The organism is Ewingella americana ATCC 33852 (assembly GCF_000735345.1).
GTDB classification, from domain to species: Bacteria; Pseudomonadota; Gammaproteobacteria; order Enterobacterales; family Enterobacteriaceae; genus Ewingella; species Ewingella americana.
The window spans coordinates 1-19,920 of sequence record NZ_JMPJ01000071.1 but is presented as its reverse complement, the minus strand read 5'-3'; the positions used below and the strand labels follow the sequence as shown (position 1 = coordinate 19,920).

General features: G+C 51.6%; 16 protein-coding genes and 1 tRNA gene. 11 read left to right on the top strand and 6 right to left on the bottom strand.

The window, feature by feature from the left end; genetic code table 11:
• Positions 1-163: 163 nt before the first annotated feature.
• A complete protein-coding gene (locus GEAM_RS19775; protein ID WP_034795093.1) occupies positions 164-655 on the bottom strand; it encodes an FxsA family protein in 492 nt (163 codons plus the stop codon).
• Positions 656-1,030: 375 nt separating this feature from the next.
• On the opposite strand from GEAM_RS19775, the gene aspA reads away from it, so the two are divergent.
• The 8 genes from aspA to GEAM_RS19735 all read left to right on the top strand — a co-directional run bounded on the left by aspA (position 1,031) and on the right by GEAM_RS19735 (position 9,808).
• Positions 1,031-2,467 (top strand): aspartate ammonia-lyase, encoded by a 1,437-nt coding sequence (gene aspA, locus GEAM_RS19770; protein WP_034795090.1) that lies wholly within the window; start codon positions 1,031-1,033, stop codon positions 2,465-2,467.
• 133 nt (positions 2,468-2,600) lie between these two features.
• Complete coding sequence (locus GEAM_RS19765; RefSeq protein WP_034795088.1) at positions 2,601-3,902, top strand: anaerobic C4-dicarboxylate transporter; 1,302 nt, start codon at positions 2,601-2,603, stop codon at positions 3,900-3,902.
• A 203-nt stretch (positions 3,903-4,105) separates the two neighbouring features.
• Positions 4,106-5,842 (top strand): protein-disulfide reductase DsbD, encoded by a 1,737-nt coding sequence (locus GEAM_RS19760; RefSeq protein ID WP_034795085.1) that lies wholly within the window; start codon positions 4,106-4,108, stop codon positions 5,840-5,842.
• A gap of 43 nt (positions 5,843-5,885) precedes the next feature.
• On the top strand, positions 5,886-6,461 hold the full coding sequence (dicD, locus tag GEAM_RS19755; protein ID WP_034795082.1) for a division control transcriptional repressor DicD: 576 nt from the start codon (positions 5,886-5,888) through the stop codon (positions 6,459-6,461).
• A 127-nt stretch (positions 6,462-6,588) separates the two neighbouring features.
• Positions 6,589-6,664 (top strand) — tRNA-Phe (locus GEAM_RS19750).
• 292 nt (positions 6,665-6,956) lie between these two features.
• Positions 6,957-7,982, top strand: a complete 1,026-nt coding sequence (locus GEAM_RS19745) for a S66 family peptidase (RefSeq protein ID WP_051899584.1) — start codon at positions 6,957-6,959, stop codon at positions 7,980-7,982.
• 352 nt (positions 7,983-8,334) lie between these two features.
• Positions 8,335-9,264 carry a winged helix-turn-helix domain-containing protein gene (locus GEAM_RS19740; protein WP_051899583.1) on the top strand — a complete coding sequence of 310 codons (930 nt, stop codon included), beginning with the start codon at positions 8,335-8,337 and terminating at the stop codon, positions 9,262-9,264.
• Positions 9,251-9,808 (top strand): FidL-like protein, encoded by a 558-nt coding sequence (locus tag GEAM_RS19735; RefSeq protein WP_034795077.1) that lies wholly within the window; start codon positions 9,251-9,253, stop codon positions 9,806-9,808. The genes GEAM_RS19740 and GEAM_RS19735 overlap by 14 nt, the downstream gene beginning before the upstream one ends.
• 14 nt (positions 9,809-9,822) lie before the next feature.
• On the opposite strand, the gene GEAM_RS19730 is transcribed toward GEAM_RS19735, so the two are convergent.
• The 5 genes from GEAM_RS19730 to GEAM_RS19710 form a co-directional block, all read right to left on the bottom strand.
• The gene (locus GEAM_RS19730; RefSeq protein ID WP_034795074.1) at positions 9,823-10,095 is read right to left on the bottom strand and encodes a helix-turn-helix domain-containing protein; all 273 of its coding nucleotides are present in this window, start codon (positions 10,093-10,095) and stop codon (positions 9,823-9,825) included.
• A gap of 29 nt (positions 10,096-10,124) precedes the next feature.
• The gene (locus GEAM_RS19725; RefSeq protein ID WP_034795071.1) at positions 10,125-11,096 is read right to left on the bottom strand and encodes a fimbrial protein; all 972 of its coding nucleotides are present in this window, start codon (positions 11,094-11,096) and stop codon (positions 10,125-10,127) included.
• Between the two features lie 2 nt (positions 11,097-11,098).
• On the bottom strand, positions 11,099-11,824 hold the full coding sequence (locus tag GEAM_RS19720) for a fimbrial biogenesis chaperone (protein WP_419471235.1): 726 nt from the start codon (positions 11,822-11,824) through the stop codon (positions 11,099-11,101).
• 28 nt (positions 11,825-11,852) lie between these two features.
• The gene (locus tag GEAM_RS19715) at positions 11,853-14,306 is read right to left on the bottom strand and encodes a fimbria/pilus outer membrane usher protein (RefSeq protein WP_244956636.1); all 2,454 of its coding nucleotides are present in this window, start codon (positions 14,304-14,306) and stop codon (positions 11,853-11,855) included.
• A 215-nt stretch (positions 14,307-14,521) separates the two neighbouring features.
• Positions 14,522-15,103: a fimbrial protein gene (locus tag GEAM_RS19710; RefSeq protein WP_034795066.1), complete on the bottom strand. Its 582-nt coding sequence runs from the start codon at positions 15,101-15,103 to the stop codon at positions 14,522-14,524.
• A gap of 646 nt (positions 15,104-15,749) precedes the next feature.
• Between GEAM_RS19710 and acs the strand changes: the two genes are divergently transcribed.
• The 3 genes from acs to actP are packed head-to-tail and all read left to right on the top strand — an operon-like array spanning position 15,750 to position 19,741.
• Positions 15,750-17,711: an acetate--CoA ligase gene (acs, locus tag GEAM_RS19705; protein ID WP_034795063.1), complete on the top strand. Its 1,962-nt coding sequence runs from the start codon at positions 15,750-15,752 to the stop codon at positions 17,709-17,711.
• Positions 17,712-17,765: 54 nt separating this feature from the next.
• Positions 17,766-18,077, top strand: a complete 312-nt coding sequence (locus GEAM_RS19700; RefSeq protein ID WP_034795059.1) for a DUF485 domain-containing protein — start codon at positions 17,766-17,768, stop codon at positions 18,075-18,077.
• Positions 18,074-19,741 carry a cation/acetate symporter ActP gene (actP, locus tag GEAM_RS19695; RefSeq protein ID WP_034795056.1) on the top strand — a complete coding sequence of 556 codons (1,668 nt, stop codon included), beginning with the start codon at positions 18,074-18,076 and terminating at the stop codon, positions 19,739-19,741. Before GEAM_RS19700 ends, actP begins: the two co-directional genes overlap by 4 nt.
• The last annotated feature ends 179 nt before the right edge of the window (positions 19,742-19,920 follow it).

Genomic DNA, 19,920 nt, shown 5'->3' with positions numbered 1-19,920 from the left:
CGGCCTCGTGGTTTGTTTAATGGGGGCGTTACGCCGCCCTTCAAGGGGAAAAGCAAAAAAAATCGCGTTTTCTTTGCCAGTTTTCTTTACCAGAAGAGTGCGCCTTGCTGGCGGCACCTCATCCCCTTTCACAACAATAATTTAACAACCGAGGGCGCGGATATTAGCGGCCGCGGCCATCGATGTCGTCATCTTTTTCTGGCGAAACAAGACGTTCAGTCTGTTCGTCAGTGCGTTTGAACTCGCCCTCGAAGGTGTTTCCGGTCGGCTGGCTCTTACCCCAGTTGCCGCCAGAACGCACGATATTGAGGTGCGGCATTAGTTTTAGCGTCAGGGATTTCTGCACCGGCGGCAGCAACAGCAGCAGGCCGAGGAAGTCGGTGAAGAAGCCCGGAACCAGCAGCAAGAAGCCTGCCAAGACCAGAGACACGCTCTTGACCATCTCCGCCGCAGGGCTTTCGCCCAGCGCCAATTTTTGCTGTAACTGCATGAAAGTCTTCATGCCCTGATTTTTCACCAGAGAAACACCCACACAAGAGGTGAAGACCACCAGCAGCAGCGTCATGGCCACGCCAATAAAGGCAGCCACTTTGATAAATAAGGTTATTTCGATGTAAGCCAACAGAAATAACAACAGTAACGGTAACCAGCGCACCGCATTCTCCTTGTGATGAGGCCCCGGCAGGCCGTGAAGGCAACATGCCGAAACCATAAAAATGGGCCTGAAAGCGAACTAAATGATCGTTCTGCCTCGGGCTGTCTACACTGAGGTGGTAGCGGAGTGGCCTTTTTTCAACCTTCGCCGCAGATTTAATTGAGCAGAGGAATGATTTGTGAGAGTTCTCACAGATACAGAAATAGATGCTCCGTAACAGTGCAGGAGAGTGATCTTAGTGCGTGCAATTCGCCAAGAGCAGCATATGATCGCCTTCGTACTACAAACAGCGGTTGATCGTTTTTAATTTCCCTCTGTTAGTAACATAATTTCAAACATCGCATAACGTGTTCAAGCACCAAAAAGAAGGTTCTCATGTCAAATACGATTCGTATCGAGGAAGATCTGCTGGGTACTCGCGAAGTTCCAGCTGAGGCTTATTATGGAATTCACACCCTGCGGGCGATTGAAAACTTCTATATCAGCAACACAAAAATCAGCGATGTACCGGAGTTCGTCCGGGGCATGGTTATGGTGAAGAAAGCAGCCGCGCTTGCAAATAAAGAGCTGCACACCATCCCACGCCACATCGCCGACGTCATTATTCAGGCTTGTGATGAAGTGCTGAATAAAGGCAAGTGCATGGATCAGTTCCCGATTGACGTCTTCCAAGGCGGCGCGGGTACCTCGGTCAATATGAACACCAACGAAGTGCTGGCCAACATTGGGCTGGAACTGATGGGCCACCAGAAAGGTGACTACCAGTACCTCAATCCAAACGATCATCTGAATAAGTGTCAGTCTACCAATGACGCCTATCCAACCGGCTTCCGTCTGGCCGTTTATGCTTCTCTGCTCAAACTGATTGACGCCATCGACCAGCTCGGTGACGGCTTCGAGCGTAAAGCCAAAGAGTTCGAAAACATCATTAAGATGGGCCGTACTCAGCTGCAAGACGCCGTGCCGATGACCCTCGGTCAAGAGTTCCACGCGTTCAACGTGCTGTTAAAAGAAGAGACCCGTAACCTGCTGCGCACCGGCGAATTGCTGCTGGAAGTGAACCTTGGCGCCACGGCTATCGGTACTCGCCTAAACACCCCGGAAGGCTACCAACAGCTGGCGGTGGAGAAACTGGCTGAAGTCAGCAACCTGCCATGTATCCCGGCAGAAGACCTGATTGAAGCAACCTCCGACTGCGGCGCTTACGTGATGGTTCACAGCTCGCTGAAACGTCTGGCGGTTAAGCTTTCTAAAATCTGTAACGACCTGCGCCTGCTCTCTTCCGGCCCACGCGCCGGCCTGAACGAAATCAACCTGCCAGAATTGCAGGCTGGTTCTTCTATCATGCCAGCCAAAGTTAACCCGGTGATTCCAGAAGTGGTCAATCAGGTGTGCTTCAAAGTTATTGGTAACGACGTGTGCGTGACCATGGCTGCCGAAGCGGGCCAGTTGCAGCTGAACGTGATGGAGCCAGTGATCGGCCAGGCGATGTTCGAATCCATCCATATTCTGACCAATGCCTGCTACAATCTGCTGGAAAAATGCATCAACGGCATTACAGCGAATAAAGAAGTTTGCGAGTTTTACGTCTTCAACTCTATCGGTATCGTCACTTACCTCAACCCGTTCATCGGCCACCACAATGGCGATATTGTCGGGAAGATTTGTGCTGAAACCGGTAAGAGCGTGCGCGAAGTCGTATTGGAACGCGGGCTGCTAACAGAGGCTGAACTGGACGACATCTTCTCTATCGAGAACCTGATGCACCCAGCCTACAAGGCCAAACGGTACACGGATGAAAACGAACAGTAACAGAGATAATCTTTAGCCTTAAGGCTCGTTGTTCTCACGAACAGCGAGCCTTTTTTTTTGTGCATAACAACAATTACACAACATCTCATTTTCATTTTATTTCTATTTAGTTGGCATCAATGGACGGACAAACATGTTAATCATCGAACTCATCATTGTACTGGCGGCGATTTTTTTGGGCGCGCGGCTGGGCGGGATAGGCATTGGGTTTGCAGGAGGAATTGGCGTTCTGGCGCTGGCCCTCTGCGGCGTTAAACCCGGCAGCATCCCTTTTGACGTCATCTCCATCATCATGGCGGTGATCGCCGCGATCTCCACCATGCAGGTGGCAGGCGGCATGGACTATCTGGTGCAGCAAACCGAAAAGCTGCTGCGTCGTAACCCTAAGCACATCACCCTGCTGGCTCCTATCGTTACCTATTTCCTCACCCTGTTGGCCGGTACTGGCAACATCTCGCTCTCCGCGCTGCCGGTGATTGCCGAAGTGGCAAAAGAGCAGGGAATTAAGCCTTGCCGCCCACTTTCCACGGCAGTGGTTGCTGCGCAAATTGGTATCACGGCCTCGCCGATTTCGGCGGCGGTGGTCTATATGTCGTCGGTGATGGAAGGTCACGGGGTCAGCTATCTGCACCTATTGATGGTGATGATCCCCTCCACCTTCGCGGCGGTTATCGTGATGTCGCTGCTGATTGGCTGGTTATTCAACTCGAAGCTGTCTGACGACCCGGTTTACCTCAAGCGCTATGAAGAAGGTCTGGTGGAACTGCGCGGCAACAACCGCAAAGCCATCAAACCGCGCGCTAAACTCTCCGTGTTGCTGTTCCTGCTCGGCGTTTTCAGCGTGGTGGGCTACGCGGTGGTCAACAGCCCGAGCCTCGGCTGGGTGGAGAAACCGCTGATGAATACCACCAGCGCAATTCTGATCATCATGTTGAGCGTGGCGACCCTGACCACGCTGATTTGCCGGATTAACACCGACTCCATCCTCACCTCCGGCACTTTCAAGGCGGGCATGAGTGCCTGTATCTGTATTCTCGGCGTAGCGTGGCTGGGCGATACCTTCGTGCAGGCCAATCTGGGTTGGATTAAAGACACTGCCGGTGAACTGATTCAGTCTCACCCGTGGCTGCTGGCGGTGATTTTCTTCTTCTGCTCGGCGCTGCTCTACTCACAGGCGGCCACCGCCAAAGCTTTGATGCCGCTGGCGCTGGCGTTAAACGTCACCCCGCTGACCGCCGTGGCCTCTTTTGCCGCCGTCTCCGGCTTGTTCATTCTGCCGACCTACCCGACGCTGGTTGCGGCAGTACAAATGGATGACACCGGCACCACGCGCATCGGCCGTTTCGTCTTCAACCACCCGTTCTTCATCCCCGGCACCATCGGCGTATTCCTGTCGGTGCTGTTCGGGTTTGGCCTCGGCAGCATCATTCTCTAACAGTTTTTCACAGGGGCTTCGGCCCCTGTTCTCGCCCTCCTCGCGCCACTCTGACAAACCCTGACATTCCAACGCTTTCTGCTCACCCTTTGCGCGGGCTATAATCAGCTTCTATTAACGCGCCGTGGCATGAAGCGACGCGCGCCCTCTTGCGATTTAACCAGCGGTTGCTGCTGACCGTGACTAAGAGAAAGATAATCCGCATGGATCACCGCATTTTTCGCCTTTTCCTCCTGATTTGTAGCCTGTTCTTACTGCCGCTGCACGCTCAGGCTTCCCTGTTCAGCCAGCCTGCGAACCCGCAGTTCGTGCCGGTTGATCAGGCATTCGACTTCGATTTTCAGCAACAAGGTCCCAACCTCAAACTCAACTGGAAGATCCGCGATGGCTACTATCTCTATCGCGACAAAATCGAGTTAGTCGGCGACCAAGCCCAGCTGGCGGCATTTATCTTGCCGAAGGGTCTGGAGCATCACGATGAGTTCTTTGGCGATACCCAAGTCTATGAAAAGCAGCTGAATCTTAGCGTACCGCTGCGTCAGGCGAGTGCTCAGGCATCGCTGAAAGTCAGCTATCAGGGCTGCGCGGTGGCGGGCTTCTGCTACCCGCCGGAAACTCGCATTATTCCGCTGAGCGAAGTCAGCGGGCAGGCTGCTGACGCCGCGACACCACCTTCAACAGCAGAGAAGCCGATTGAAGCCGCGCCGACGCCGCAGGCCACGCCGCTGCCCTTCTCGCCGCTTTGGGCTTTGCTGATTGGCATTGGTATCGCCTTCACCCCGTGCGTACTGCCGATGTATCCGCTGATTTCCGGCATTATTCTTGGCCGCCAGCGCCCGCAAAGCATGAAACGCATCTTCCTGCTGGCGCTGGTTTATGTTCAGGGCATGGCGCTGACCTATACCTTGCTGGGCATGGTGGTTGCCGCCGCCGGGCTTCAGTTCCAGGCCGCGCTACAAAGTCCTTGGGTGCTGATTGTGCTCTCTGCTGCCTTTATCCTGCTGGCCCTGTCGATGTTCGGCCTGTTCAGCTTGCAATTGCCTTCCTCGGTGCAGACTCGCCTCACCCTGTGGAGCAATGACCAAAAAGGCGGCTCGCTGGCGGGCGTCTTTATTATGGGCGCGCTGGCCGGGCTTATCTGCTCGCCTTGTACCACCGCGCCGCTGAGCGCCATACTGCTGTATATCGCCCAGAGTGGAAACCTGTGGGCCGGTGCGGGAACCCTCTACCTTTACGCCTTGGGCATGGGTATCCCGCTGATTATCGTCACGCTGTTCGGCAACCGCCTGCTGCCACGCAGCGGCCCGTGGATGCAGTATGTTAAGGAAGGCTTTGGCTTTGTGATCCTCGCGCTTCCGGTGTTCTTGCTAGAACGAATCATCGGCGATGTGTGGGGACTAAGATTGTGGAGTATGCTGGGAGTTGCCTTCTTCGGCTGGGCGCTGATTATCAGCCTGAAGAGCCAGCGCGGGCTGGTGCGCGTCCTACAGTTGCTGCTGCTGGCTGCCCTGCTGGTCGCGGGCCGACCTCTGCAAGACTGGGCGTTCCCGCCACAAGGGGGCAGCGCGGTGCAGCAACATGCGCTGGCCTTCCACAAAATCAATAATGTGGAAGAGCTGAATGCCGCCTTGCAGCAGGCGCAGGGCAAAAGAGTGATGCTGGATTTGTACGCCGACTGGTGCGTGGCTTGCAAAGAGTTTGAGAAATACACCTTTACCTCGCCAGAGGTGCAAAACGAGCTGAAAGACACGGTGTTACTGCAAGCCGATGTGACGCAGAATAACCCGCAGCAGGTGGCGCTGCTAAAGCGCCTTCAGGTGCTGGGGCTGCCGACCATTCTGTTCTTTGGCGCTGATGGCAAAGAGTTACCGCAGTCGCGGGTTACCGGCTTTATGAATGCAACCCAGTTCGTCGGCCATTTGCAGAAAACGCAGCCTTAAACGACACTAGGTTCTGAATTACGCGAATTTTGAGGAGGCAAACGTGCTACGTGAACAGGTCCTTGACCAAACACTTAATCTTTTGGAACAGCGCGGTTTAGCCACACTGTCACTGGAATCCGTTGCCGAATTGGTCAGCATTCCACTTAGCGATCTGCGCCGTTTCTGGCCAGATGCCGAGGCGCTGCTGTACGACAGTCTGCGCCACCACGGCGAGCAGATTGATATCTGGCGTCGCCAGCTGCTGCTGGATGACACCCTCAGCGCACCGCAAAAATTGCTGGCGCGCTACAAAGTGCTCGACGAGCAGGTTCGGCAAAATCGCTATCCGGGCTGCTTATTCATCGCCGCATGCAGTTTCTATCCGGATACCGAATCGCCTATCCACCAGTTGGCCGAGCAGCAGAAACAGGCTTCTTATGACTACACCTTCGAGCTATTGCAGGAGATGGGGTCTGACGACGCGCAGATGGTTGCCGAGCAGATGGAGCTGATTCTCGAAGGCTGCCTGAGCAAGCTGCTGGTCAAACGCCAGCTGCACGACGTCGACGTGGCGCGTCGGTTGGCAGAAGACGTACTCAACGTGGCGCGCTGTCGTGAACATGGGGCTCTGGCCTAAATAGCCGCTGAAAATGGCTTGCTGCTCTCTCTTTTGACTGAAAAGGCAGCAAACAAACCGTTTTTATGAGGTTTCTCGCATAAAGCCGTTGACGCCCACCGGCCAATACGGTTTAATGCGCCCCGTTGCCCGGATAGCTCAGTCGGTAGAGCAGGGGATTGAAAATCCCCGTGTCCTTGGTTCGATTCCGAGTCCGGGCACCATCTTTAAAGAAACCAGCTTAACGGCTGGTTTTTTGCTTTCTGGCGTCTGGACTCTCCATCGAACTTCGTTCGATTATTCGTCTCATCCTGAGACTCACCCCTTCGGGGCCAGCGCAAGCGCTGTTCGTCGGTGCTGACGCACCGCGGTCCGAGTCCGGGCACCATATTTAGAAGAACCCGCCTATGGCGGGTTTTTTGCTATTTGTCCTTCGCTAACTACTCTCCCAATCCCGATATTGCTACATTGTCCTCTTCGAATTCATTTATTAATCATGATTGATAAGGACTTCAGATGCCCATTCGCCCTCCCCAGCTTTTAGCTCAACCTCTCCAGATTGGCGACACCATTGGCTTTTTCTCGGCTTCATCCCCTGCCACCGCGACGGCACCGAATCGCTTCAATCGCGGCAAGCGTTTCCTTGAGGAAAAAGGATTTAAGCTGCAAGCAGGCAGCCTGACGGGGAAATCTGACTTTTACCGTTCTGGTTCTATTACCGAGCGTGCTGAGGAGTTTAACGCGCTGATCCGTGACCCCAAGGTGCGCTGCGTGATGTCCACCATTGGCGGCAACAACAGCAATGCATTGCTGCCTTGGCTGGATTACGACGCCATTATTGCCGACCCGAAAATCATTATTGGTTACTCGGACACGACCGCCCTGCTGGCGGGCATCTATGCCAAAACCGGCCTCATTACCTTCTACGGGCCTGCTCTGGTGGCGTCCTTTGGCGAGTTCCCGCCGCTGGTCGATGCGACCTATGACTCCTTCCTCGATATTCTCACTCGCCCTCAGCACGGCCATTACAGCTATCAACTGCCGACGCATTGGAGCGATGAACGCCTGAATTGGGATGACGTGACGCCAGTCCGGCCAAAAGCCTTGTATGAGAACCGATGCCGCTTCGTAGGTACCGGGCAGATTGAGGGCCGGGTGATAGGGGGCAACCTGAATACGCTGTCGGGTATTTGGGGCAGTGACTGGATGCCGGAGATCCGCGACGGCGACATTCTGTTTATCGAAGACAGCCTGAAAGATATCGCCACCGTCGAGCGCTCCTTCGCCATGCTCAAGCTTAACGGCATCTTTGATAAGGTGAGCGCCATCATCTTGGGCAAACACGAGCTGTTCGACAACGCGGGCAGCGGCCGTCAGCCTTATGAGGTGTTGCGCGAAGTGCTGGCCGGGCAGCCTATGCCCATTGTGGATGGCTTCGACTGCTGTCACACCCACCCAATGCTTACCCTGCCACTCGGCGCGACACTGTGCATCAATTTTGACCAATCATTGGTTTCTATCATTAGTCGTTATTTATCCTGAATCCCCGCCTGAGAGTAATTTAAGAATGAAAGCCTCTTTGTTGCGCATTGAGGCTTGTTTTGCTCATCCAAACTTCCCATCTTCTACTAAAATTCCTTAACTCATTTATAAGTGAATATCCGCAAGGTTATTACGTAATAAATATTCAAAAAGCAGAGCATTCTTACACCTTAAAACAATATTATTTAAGGATATGATTCTATTTTTCAAAATACTAGGTTTATACTGACCTAGAAAATCCAACATAGGTTATTCATATGATTGGGAAACTTTGTGTCGCATTTTAATAAAAATATCGCCCTCAAGCTTTAACTAACACCAGGACGTACGGGCGAATAAAAGAGGGATGGGCATGATTTATCTAATTGAAAATCAAATACTATTTAACCCAGAAGACAATACTTTATCTTTGCCAAACGACCCAGAGAATCAAGTGAGTATTTCGAACCCCGCGCGCCGCGTTTTATTACTGCTTATCGAACAGCAGGGCACGGTTGTGCAACGTGACATTCTTTTCAAAAAGGTCTGGGATGATTACGGGCTGGTGTCCAGTAATAATAATCTTAACCACTGCATTAGCAAATTACGCAAAGTGATTAATACACTGGGCCATACTGATGATTTGATAATCACCGTGCCTAAGGTTGGATTTTTATTAAAAAAAGAAATAACTATTTCTGCAATAGATGCTACCGCAGCTATTAACAGCCCCGAAGAGGATAGTGATAAAGTCACTGCCACACCGGCAATGGAGGCCCAGCAGAAGCCAGTAGTAACCCCGACTCTGGAATGCCCACAGAACATTTTAATGCCCGACATGACTCACGAAATGGCTGATGAAAGCCTTGCAGTGCCAGCCGTGGTCACCCCAGCGGCCCTTGTTACGCCTAAGGTCACGCGTGATTTTACCCTACCCATTTTTATCGCGTCGTTGTTCACTCTGGCGCTCGCTCTTGGGTTGCTGCTCCATGAGCATATCTATGATCCGAAAGAGAATTTAGAGGTCACCACCCTGGGTCAGTGCGCGCTTTATTCCACCACGCGACTGCCTGCGAACCAGCGCGCTGATTTTATTGACCGAGCGGAGAAATTTATTGCGCAAAAGAAGATCGTCTGCCAGCCGGGGAATATTTTTATCTTCCAAAGCGAGACGTTAGTTTCGCTGATAAGCTCAGGTTCAACGCGTGACTTTATGGCAGAGTGCCGGGTCGATGAGAAAAATAATCCGACCGCGTGCCTGAGCGTTTACAGTAACGATAGGACAAGTAATGACAAAAAATAAATTACGCGAGGTACTAAGGAAGTGCCACGCGGTTTACTGGTTGCCTCTTTTAACGCTTATCTTTTTATGTCTGGCGATTTACAAACAGATTGAAGCAAAGAACTCGCGAGAAAACTTCCCCTATTCCCAAGCCTGCCGTGGTGACTTTCTAAGTGAAGTGCAATATGACGACCGGCGTTTCAAAATGAACACCACGCTTTACTTTAGTTTCTTAAATAAGAATAAAATCTTAGTGTCGATGAGCGGCAATGTTTATGCCTATGACGAGAAGGGAAAGTTAGTCGATAAAAGGATCGTGTTGAGAAATATTTACTATAGCTACGTGCTGGAAAACAAAATCTTGCAGACTTACACATTGAAAAGCGATCGGGTAAATATTGATAGCGTAGACACCATGAATGAAGAGCTATCACGACTGGTTCTCATGAATAGCTCTTATATTGTGGGTGACTCTGACACTCTGGTTTTAAAAAAATATGACGCCAACAGCATGCTAATTGAAACCACACAGTCGCCGCTTATCATGTGTGTGTTTGTTAAATAACAGGCCGCGTTGCCCTATTTATAGAACAGATACAGCGTGCAGCCACAAGCATTGGCATAGCGCGTGAGCGTACTCATACTGGCTTGCGCAGGCCGTTTCTCAAGCCGGGTAATGGCCGGAGGCGTGATGTCCAGCCGCTTCGCTAACTCTGCCCGGCTTATCCCCGCTCGCTCCCGCATGCTTTGCAGCAGCCCATAAATTCCATTCTCCGTTACCGCGTTAGGTCCGTCACCGTGATCGACAGGTTCTTCAAGCGCTTGCGCTCGTAATTTAGCTGTTCTCAACATATCCGTGTACCTTTTCTGTCCGTTGTAAATCAGTAGTAATTGATTTTCACCACCACAGAGGCGTCAAATTTACCGAGTTTCAATTCCCGTCCGGGGATTGCGCTGACTTTGGCGGTAAAGTTTTTCGTCACTTCATTGATGTTGTTTAATTCAGCAAAGTTGTCGTAACGGTTAAAGACGATAGCTTGGTCTTTGTCATTTAATAACGTCAGCTGTGCGCCATTCGACAGGTCGATTGCATTATTGTTAATCAGCGGGCTGGCTGTGGAAAATTCCGCCTGTAGAGAGAAGTTATCCAAACAGCCTTGCTTCACGGCTTTAATCGAAAACGGTAAAGTGATGCCTGAAGAGCGCGCCAGATTAATACTTTGGATGGGGCCAAAATCCACCATTTGTGACTCTGGATAGACTTTCAAATCCGATCCGCAGGCCAGAAAACGAATTCCCTGCAGGCCCGACAAGGTGTATTTCACGTTCTTCGCACCAGCTGAATGGTTTATCCCCCGGCTGCCGTCGAGCTGGAATACGGTAAATTGGTCGGTGCCTTCATAATGTCCACTCGACGGAGGGTTCGCCGTCACTTTGATATATAAACGGAAGCTGACATTAACCGTGACGTTCTGCCCTTTTTTAATCGGCGGGCTATTGGTGCTCAGGCGCTGTTCGTTCTGCTCAAGATCCTGACCGTTATAGCTCACACCGAGTAATAACCCTTGGCCCAATGATTGCGACTTAGGGTTAAAGTAAAAGTGCACGACATCGATAATGCTGCCGAGCACGTTGTCGCAGTAAGCCGTCATACTGATCTCATTGGATTCCCAAATCTTGGTTCCGGCCGGAACGTTGGAAGGAATAGCCAATGGACCAATGGCGATAGGCGGCATGTTGACCATGCCGGTCCCTTTTTCAACGCAGTCGAGCGCAAAGACGCTGCGCGAGCAAAGCAGCAACACGATGAGCAGCCACTTCCTGCGAACTAATAAGCTATAGAGAGTTGGCATGGCTATTTCTTCTCCGGCTTGCTCAACATCTGGCAGCTGGCGGCGCTACAGGAGTACTGATTCACCTGTAAACCGCCGTAATCATCCATGTAGCCGATGCTGTATTTCGAGCTGACATACTGGCTGCCCGAGAGCGTTTCGGTGGCAAACGGCGCCAGCATCAGGCTATCGAAGCCGCGAAAACTTCCCGCGTTGTCTTTACCCAAATAGCCAAGGGTGATGTAAAACGGCGTGGGGTTACTGATGGTCAGGCCGTCAGCCGACAGCTTGACGTTAATCTTCTCTTGCCATGCGCCCTTGGCCTGACTGGCAATAGCCGCCGGGCGATAAAACAGCTTAATGCGGCTTTGAATCGCCACCTGCATCACGTTTGCCAGCTCACTTTTCGGTGGCACTTCACGCACGTTGAAGTAGAACAGTGATTCGCGATCTTTTGGCAGCGCGGCGGTTTCCGGCAGCTGTAAAACGCGGATTTGGCTTTTCTGCCCGGCATCGATGCGCTGCATCGGCGGCAGGGCCACCAGAGGTGAAGAGATCTTTTCACCCTTGGCATTCTCCAGCCAAACCTGCGCCAGATAAGGCAAATCTTTGCTTTGGTTTTCCAGCATGATGCTGACCGACTTCTCACCGGCGTTAAAAATAATCCGGGTGCGGTCGATATTGACGGCGGCGTTCGCTCCCTGAGTCAGGGTCATCGCCACTAATGCCGCCGTGGCTACACCCATCATGAACTTGTTCATTCGTCGTCCTTCCTTATTATCTCAATTCAACATTACCTGCTGCGCCCGTTGCCGGTAGGCAAGGCAGCAGCAATTGACCATTTAAACTCGCCGAGTCTTTCGGGACCTGAATGCGGCACTGTTTATCGTCGCCCCAATGCACGGTCAGGCTCTTTTCACCCGAGACACCGGCCAGATACGCCAGCCCGTTATCACCAATCAATCCCGCTTCGAAGCCTGAGCTATCGTCGGTGACCGAAGCCCCCAGCGGTGGGAAGCTGCCATCGTCCAGACGAATAGTTGCCATCAGGCGTTCGCCCTTAATCGCGCGGATTTTGCGGAAGCCAATTGCTCCTTCGGTGAGGGTTTTACTCACCACCGAGCTATAGACTTCAACGTCATCCGGCAGGTTGTTCACATCCACCCGAACGTCGGAGGTCTGGTAGCTGGAGACGCCATTGACCACCGCGACGCCATAATCGTTGGTCACCGAAGCGCCGTCGCTGATTGGGATACCCTTCACGCCGGTTGATATCATCATGCGCGGCTCGCTCCCCGCGCTGCTCTGATGCAGGGCTGCGCCGTAACGCGTGGCGGTAAACGAGCCATACCAGTTGCCGCTGACCGAACGGTAGTCGTTATTCTTCACGCTGCCGTTCACCCCGAGCTGGCCGTAAGGCGACATGTGCTGGTAGTTAGCGCGGAAGATACCGTTGCCTTTCTGCAAGTCAGGGCTGCTACCGCCTGCCCCAACGCGCCAGCTGTTTTTCGGATCTTCGCTGTTGTAGTAAGAAGCCGTCTGCGAGAAGCCGTTTTGCGAATCCTGTTGGGCGTCGTAACTGATCTGCCGCCCACTGGAAAGCGGCAGGCTGAACGACAAAAACATCTGATTTTCATCGGTATATTGGTACTGCAATTTACTGGCTGACAGAGTCGCCGAGACGCCGGTAAAGCTGCCGATATCAAAAATCTTGCTGACCGAAACGCTGTAGTTATTGCTCGGGCTGTCGTTCCAATAAATCTTGTGTGTCGCCGACAAATAAAGCGTGATGGCTGGCCAAGGTAAGAACTGGTTGGCCGTCACGGTGTAGGTTTGTTTGTCGTCGCGCGAGTAGTGCTCGCCGTTGGTCTTGTCCAGATATTGGTTCAACGACATAAAGCTCTTTTCCGAGAAGCGATAACCGGCGAAGGTTATCTGGCTGCCCGTGCTGTCAAAACGCTTCGAGTAGTTCACCCGATAGCTGTAGCCACTCTGCTTGCCTTCGACCGGGACCGTGGCCGATGAGCGCGTCACGTCAAAAGAGACAGCGCCGAAGTCTTGCAGGTTTTGCCCTACCCCCAGCGCCTGCGACTGGTAGTTGCCGGTAGTGGAAATCAGGCCGCCGTACAGTGAGAAGTTATTCAGCGCGCCCCAGGACATTTCCCCGCTATAGAAGCCCGGCTGCATCACTTTGTTATTGCTGCCGGTAGTCGGTTTACCCATGGCAGTTTTGAAGCGCACTTCTCCCTTACGCGTCAAAAACGGGATAGTCGCGGTGCTCACCTGATAAGTGGTGACGCTGCCGTTTTCCTCTTCAATCCGCACGTCCAGCGCGCCCTGCACGGCTTCGCTCAGGTCCTGGATCACGAACGGCCCCGGCGACACGTTGGTCTGGTAAATCACCCGGCCATTTTGGCTGATGCTGACTTTGGCGTTGGTCTTGGCAATCCCGGTCACCTGTGGCGCGTAGCCGCGCAGTGAAGGAGGCAACATGCGCTGGTCGCTATTTAGCGAGACGCCGAGAAAGCGGAATGAGTCGAAAATGTCCGAGTTAAAATAGGTTTCACCGGCGTTGAAGCGCGCGCCAATCGACGGCAGCGCGCGATACAAATAGCGCTGAGTCCAATTGAACTGGCTGTTATGCTGGCTGCCCGATGAACGGGTGTTGTTGTACTGATAATCAGCACGGGCACGCCATGGCCCGACGTTAAAGCCCGCCGTACCGTAACTACTTAAATTGGTTGAACTGCTGCCTTCCTGCGGCATGTATTTGCTGCCCAGCAGGTTGTAGTCAAGGATCGCCCCGGCAACCCCTTCATCCCACTGCGAAGGCGGCACCCAGTTCTCATCGTGATAGGTCAGCCACGCCTGAGGAATGCTGACATTGAGCGTCTGCTTCTCTTGGTCATAGCGAACGGTCACTTCTTCGCGCGTATCAAGGGAAAGGCACTGGCCATCGTGCCAGCTTTCCAGTGATTTGCGGGCCGCGTCGGTCAGGTCAAATTTATCGACCAACTGCGGAGTCAGGCAGATACGGCTGTTCTTGTTGTCGGCGTCCGGGATGTACTTGATCAGGCTCTGTTCAGGCAGAGTTCGGCCATTGAGAACGACATCCAGCAAATACTCACCAGGCGCAATATAGTTAGCGACTTCAAAGCGTTTAAGATCGATATTATTTCTGTCCCCGGCGTCGATAAAGTTAGTATTAAACTCAACCGCCAGGCTGCTCATTGAAATAAAACATCCCGTCAAAGAACTCATAACGATGACAGTGAGCTTTTTTCTAATCGGTGTCTTATTAAAAATGACCAACATATAAAACCACTTTTATTTTTATAAAGAGTGTTTGGCTTATTTATATGAACAGTGAAATATAGCCAGCAGAATACCTTGCCAATAAAGGCACGATAAAAGGGGAGTAAACTCCCCTATTCATTAAGGCAGTCTTATTTGTAATTCAGGGCGTAAGTTGCCTGAGATACGATAGTACCGGTGGATACTGGCTGGTTGTTGGCTTCAACACGCGCAGCAAATACCAGTTCGTTATTACCGGTAACCAAGTTGATGTCTTTAGAAGTGTCACCTACTTTCAGCAAATCGCCGTTTGAGTCGATAAGACGGATCGCAGCACCTTTCGCGCTACCGGTGTTAGCCAGTAACTCGGACAGGCTGCTGTCTGGCGTACCCGCGAAAGACACGGCAACTTTAGACATCGCTGGGTATTGAACGTCGCCAGCGGTCTGAGCAGTCAGGTCACAATCTTGCAGGTGAATGGTGTAGTTAACGTTTTGTGAATATTTATTGCCGCTCTCCAGCACCTTATTCGCCACCTGGCCCATATTCACGTTAATGTCTTCATCACCTGCTGCAATAGAGCAAGGTGCGTTAATAACAGTACCGGTGAAATGAATGCGACCAGAACCCTGATCGGCTCCCGTTGGTGCTACAGGTTCGTCAGCTGCAAAAGCTGAAGCAGAGATAACGGCAGACAGGGCAACGATAAGAGCTTTCTTGTTAGTAATAAACATATTGAGTCCTTGAGAAATAACGGTAGCAAAGAGATATCTCGCATACCGAAGAGAGCACCCCTCTCTTTTCCAGATCAATATACTGTTATTTGTGTTTTGTCGGAATAATAACTCGCAAAATGCTAATATTAAGATTATTAATCTAATATGTAGGACTTATAAGACTTTTCTGTAGGAAATTTCACTCTAAGGTTAAATTAATTAACATTATATTTCATGATGGTTTTTGGGCAATTAATATAAATTGTGAATGGATTAAGCTTTTTTTAACAACATTAAAACCTTTGTTTTAAATTAATATCACATTGAGTCATTTTTCAATCTAATTGGAAGCCGTGCCTTGGTCTGAGTCAACTTCGTCCAGATAGGCCAAGAACCATACAACTTAGAAATTTGATCGTTCATACCTATCGTAATTTTCTGCCCGCAACAAACATTGCTGTAGGTCAGTTTTAACGGTTTTCCTTCCCCTTTTCTTACTGCTCTCTCTTTGCTCAATATGAGCGCCAGCTCGGTCAAATGACCACAATCTTGCTTGGGTTACTTAGGTTGCGTGATCCGCCCCCCAAAATCCGAACAAAGCCTCAAGGCAAACTACACTTAACCTTTGATTGACATATGATTAACAAATTAAAGGAGAAAAACCATGACCCAAGTTCATAAGCACCCTATTCCTGCGTCAATTGCAGAACGTACCCTAATCACACCAGAGCAATATCAGCAGTATTATCAACAGTCTGTAGAAAACCCAGATGCATTTTGGGCAGCGCAGGGGAAAATCCTCGACTGGATCAAGCCTTACAGCAAAGTTAAAAACACCTCGTTTGCTCCCGGCAACATTGATATCCGTTGGTTTGAGGATGGCACTCTTAACTTGTCGGCCAACTGCCTTGACCGCCATCTGGCGAAAAACGGCGACCGCACGGCCCTGATTTGGGAAGGCGATGACCCGAAAGCCGAAAGCAAAAACGTCACCTATAAACAGTTGCATCACGACGTCTGCCAGTTCGCTAACGTACTGAAGGGCCTCGGGGTGAAGAAAGGCGACGTGGTCGCCATCTATATGCCGATGGTGCCGGAAGCCGCCGTCGCGATGCTGGCCTGTGCGCGCATCGGCGCCGTTCACTCGGTGATCTTCGCAGGCTTCTCACCGGAAGCCGTTGCGGGGCGCATTGTCGACTCCAACTCCAAAGTGGTGATCACCGCCGATGAAGGTTTACGCGCCGGTCGCACCATCCCATTAAAGAAAAACGTCGATGACGCCCTGAAAAATCCAGCAGTCACCAGCGTCACCAACGTGGTGGTATTCAAACGCACCGGTAAAGACGGCGAATGGAAACAAGGTCGCGATATTTGGTGGCACGACGCGATTAAAGATATTTCTGCCGATTGCCCACCAGAAGAAATGAAAGCGGAAGATCCGTTATTTATTCTTTATACCTCGGGCTCAACGGGTAAACCTAAAGGCGTATTGCATACCACTGGCGGTTATTTGGTTTATGCCGCGCTGACATTTAAATATACCTTTGATTATCACGAAGGCGATATTTATTGGTGTACCGCCGACGTGGGTTGGGTCACCGGCCACAGTTATTTACTTTATGGTCCATTAGCCTGCGGCGCTATTTCACTGATGTTCGAAGGCGTGCCAAATTACCCGGCACCAAATCGCATGGCGCAGGTTATCGATAAACATAAAGTAAATATTTTATATACCGCGCCAACGGCTATTCGCGCATTAATGGCGGAAGGTAATAAAGCTATTGAAGGAACCAGCCGCGATTCATTGCGCATTATGGGTTCAGTGGGCGAACCGATTAACCCAGAAGCCTGGGAGTGGTATTACAAGACCATCGGTAACAGCAAATGCCCAATCGTCGACACGTGGTGGCAGACTGAAACCGGCGGCTTCATGATAACTCCTCTGCCGGGGGCGACTGAGTTGAAAGCCGGCTCGGCGACGCGTCCTTTCTTTGGCGTTAAGCCTGCCTTGGTGGATAACGAAGGCGTTCCGCAAGAAGGGGCATGTGAAGGGAACTTGGTTATTACCGACTCATGGCCGGGTCAGGCGAGAACGCTGTTTGGCGATCACGACCGCTTCGAACAAACCTACTTCTCCACCTTCAAAAATATGTATTTCAGCGGTGACGGCGCGCGTCGTGACGAAGACGGTTATTACTGGATAACCGGCCGCGTCGATGACGTGCTGAATATTTCCGGCCACCGTCTGGGCACGGCGGAGATCGAATCTGCACTGGTATCACACCCGAAAATCGCCGAAGCCGCGGTTGTTGGCATCCCGCACAACATCAAAGGTCAGGCTATCTACGCCTACATCACCCTCAATCACGGTGAAGAACCCTCAGCAGAGCTGTATGCCGAAGTGCGTAACTGGGTACGCAAAGAAATCGGACCTATCGCCACGCCTGACATTCTTCACTGGACTGACTCCTTACCAAAAACGCGTTCAGGGAAAATTATGCGCCGTATTCTGCGCAAAATTGCCGCTGGCGATACCAGTAATTTGGGAGATACCTCTACGCTCGCCGATCCGGGCGTGGTCGATAAGCTGTTGGAAGAAAAACAATCAATGAAAGTGCCGTCGTAATTTTCACCGCCCTGGCGCGGTGAACTCTATCAATGCCTCACAGGAGTCACTGAGATGAATGATCTCATTTATCAAAGAGTTGTAAATAATCCACGCTTCAGGGAATTAGTAGAAAAACGCAGCCGCTTCGCGTGGCTGCTCTCTATTATCACGTTGGTGATGTACGTCAGCTTTATTTTCTTAATTGCCTTTGAACCCCAATGGCTCGGCGCTCCACTCTATGAAGGTGGGACAATCACTCGCGGCATCCCGATTGGCGTTGGGCTGATTGTCGCCTCCTTCGTGCTCACCGGTATTTATGTCTATCGCGCTAATGGTGAGTTTGATCGCCTGACCGCAGATATCATTCGCGAGGTGAACCCATGAACGCCCGCCGTTTAGGGTTAACATCGCTGGCGTTGTTGCTGGCCTCGCCATTCGCTGCGCTGGCCGCAGAAGGTATTGCGGGGGAAGTTAAAAAGCAGCCTCTGAATATCGAAGCCATCGTGATGTTTGTGCTGTTCGTTGGCGCGACGCTGTACATCACCTATTGGGCGTCAAAGCGCACGCGCTCTCGGCAAGATTACTATACCGCCGGGGGCAAAATCACCGGCTTTCAAAACGGGCTGGCCATCGCCGGTGACTTCATGTCGGCGGCTTCATTCCTTGGCATTTCAGCGCTGGTCTACACTTCCGGCTATGACGGCCTGATTTACTCGATTGGATTCCTGATTGGCTGGCCAATCATCCTGTTTCTTATCGCCGAGCGGCTGCGCAACTTGGGGAAATATACCTTCGCGGATGTCGCTTCCTACCGTTTAAAACAAAAGCCTATTCGAACTCTGTCAGCCTGCGGCTCGCTGGTTGTGGTCGCGCTGTATCTCATCGCGCAAATGGTGGGTGCCGGTAAACTGATTCAGCTGCTCTTTGGGCTGAACTACCACGTCGCCGTGATTCTGGTCGGCATTCTGATGGTGCTTTATGTCCTGTTCGGCGGGATGCTAGCCACCACTTGGGTGCAGATTATTAAAGCCATCCTGCTGCTCGCCGGTGCCAGCTTTATGGCAGTTATGGTGATGAAGTCGGTCAACTTTAACTTCAACACTCTCTTCCAGCAGGCAGTCGCAGTTCATCCAAAAGGACTGGCAATCATGAGTCCGGGCGGGTTGGTATCTGACCCGATATCTGCGCTATCGCTTGGGCTGGCACTGATGTTTGGGACAGCCGGATTGCCACATATCCTGATGCGCTTCTTCACCGTCAATGATGCAAAAGAAGCGCGCAAGAGCGTGTTCTATGCCACTGGTTTTATAGGTTATTTCTATATTTTAACCTTCATTATCGGCTTCGGCGCAATTGTCCTCGTTAGTGCAAACCCGGCATTTAAAGACGCAACCGGCGCATTGTTGGGCGGAACTAACATGTCAGCGGTCCATCTGGCGGATGCCGTCGGCGGAAGCTTCTTCTTAGGCTTTATCTCCGCCGTCGCCTTCGCCACCATCCTTGCCGTGGTAGCAGGCTTGACCCTAGCCGGAGCTTCTGCGGTATCGCACGACTTGTACGCCAGCGTGATAAAAGATGGTAAAGCGACTGAGAAGGACGAGCTCCGCGTCTCGAAAATCACGGTTATCATCCTCGGCATTGTCGCCATTCTGCTGGGTATTCTGTTTGAGAAGCAGAACATCGCCTTCATGGTCGGGCTGGCATTCTCTATCGCCGCCAGCTGTAACTTCCCAATTATTCTGCTTTCCATGTATTGGGCAAAACTGACAACGCGTGGAGCAATGATTGGAGGTTGGCTGGGCCTGTTGACTGCGGTTATTCTGATGATCCTAGGTCCAACCATATGGGTGCAGATCTTAGGCCATGAGAAAGCCATCTATCCTTATGAATATCCTGCATTATTCTCAATGATTGTCGCCTTCGTGGGAACTTGGCTGTTCTCAATAACCGACAACTCACGCGAAGGGCAGCTGGAAAGAGAGCGTTTCTATCCGCAGTTCGTGAGATCCCAAACAGGTATCGGTATCTCCCAAAGCTCTAACCATTAATCACTAAGCCATAACGCAAGAAGCCCCCTCGCTAGTCAGAGCAAGGGGGCTTTTTTTTGTTTGGCACTTTGTCGGTTCCCACATAGCAAAAAACCCCAGCCTTTCGACTGAGGTTTCTTACTAATTTGATGCCTGGCAGGTGATGAACCACTGCGTGCTTCACCCTGCGGGCCGTTGCG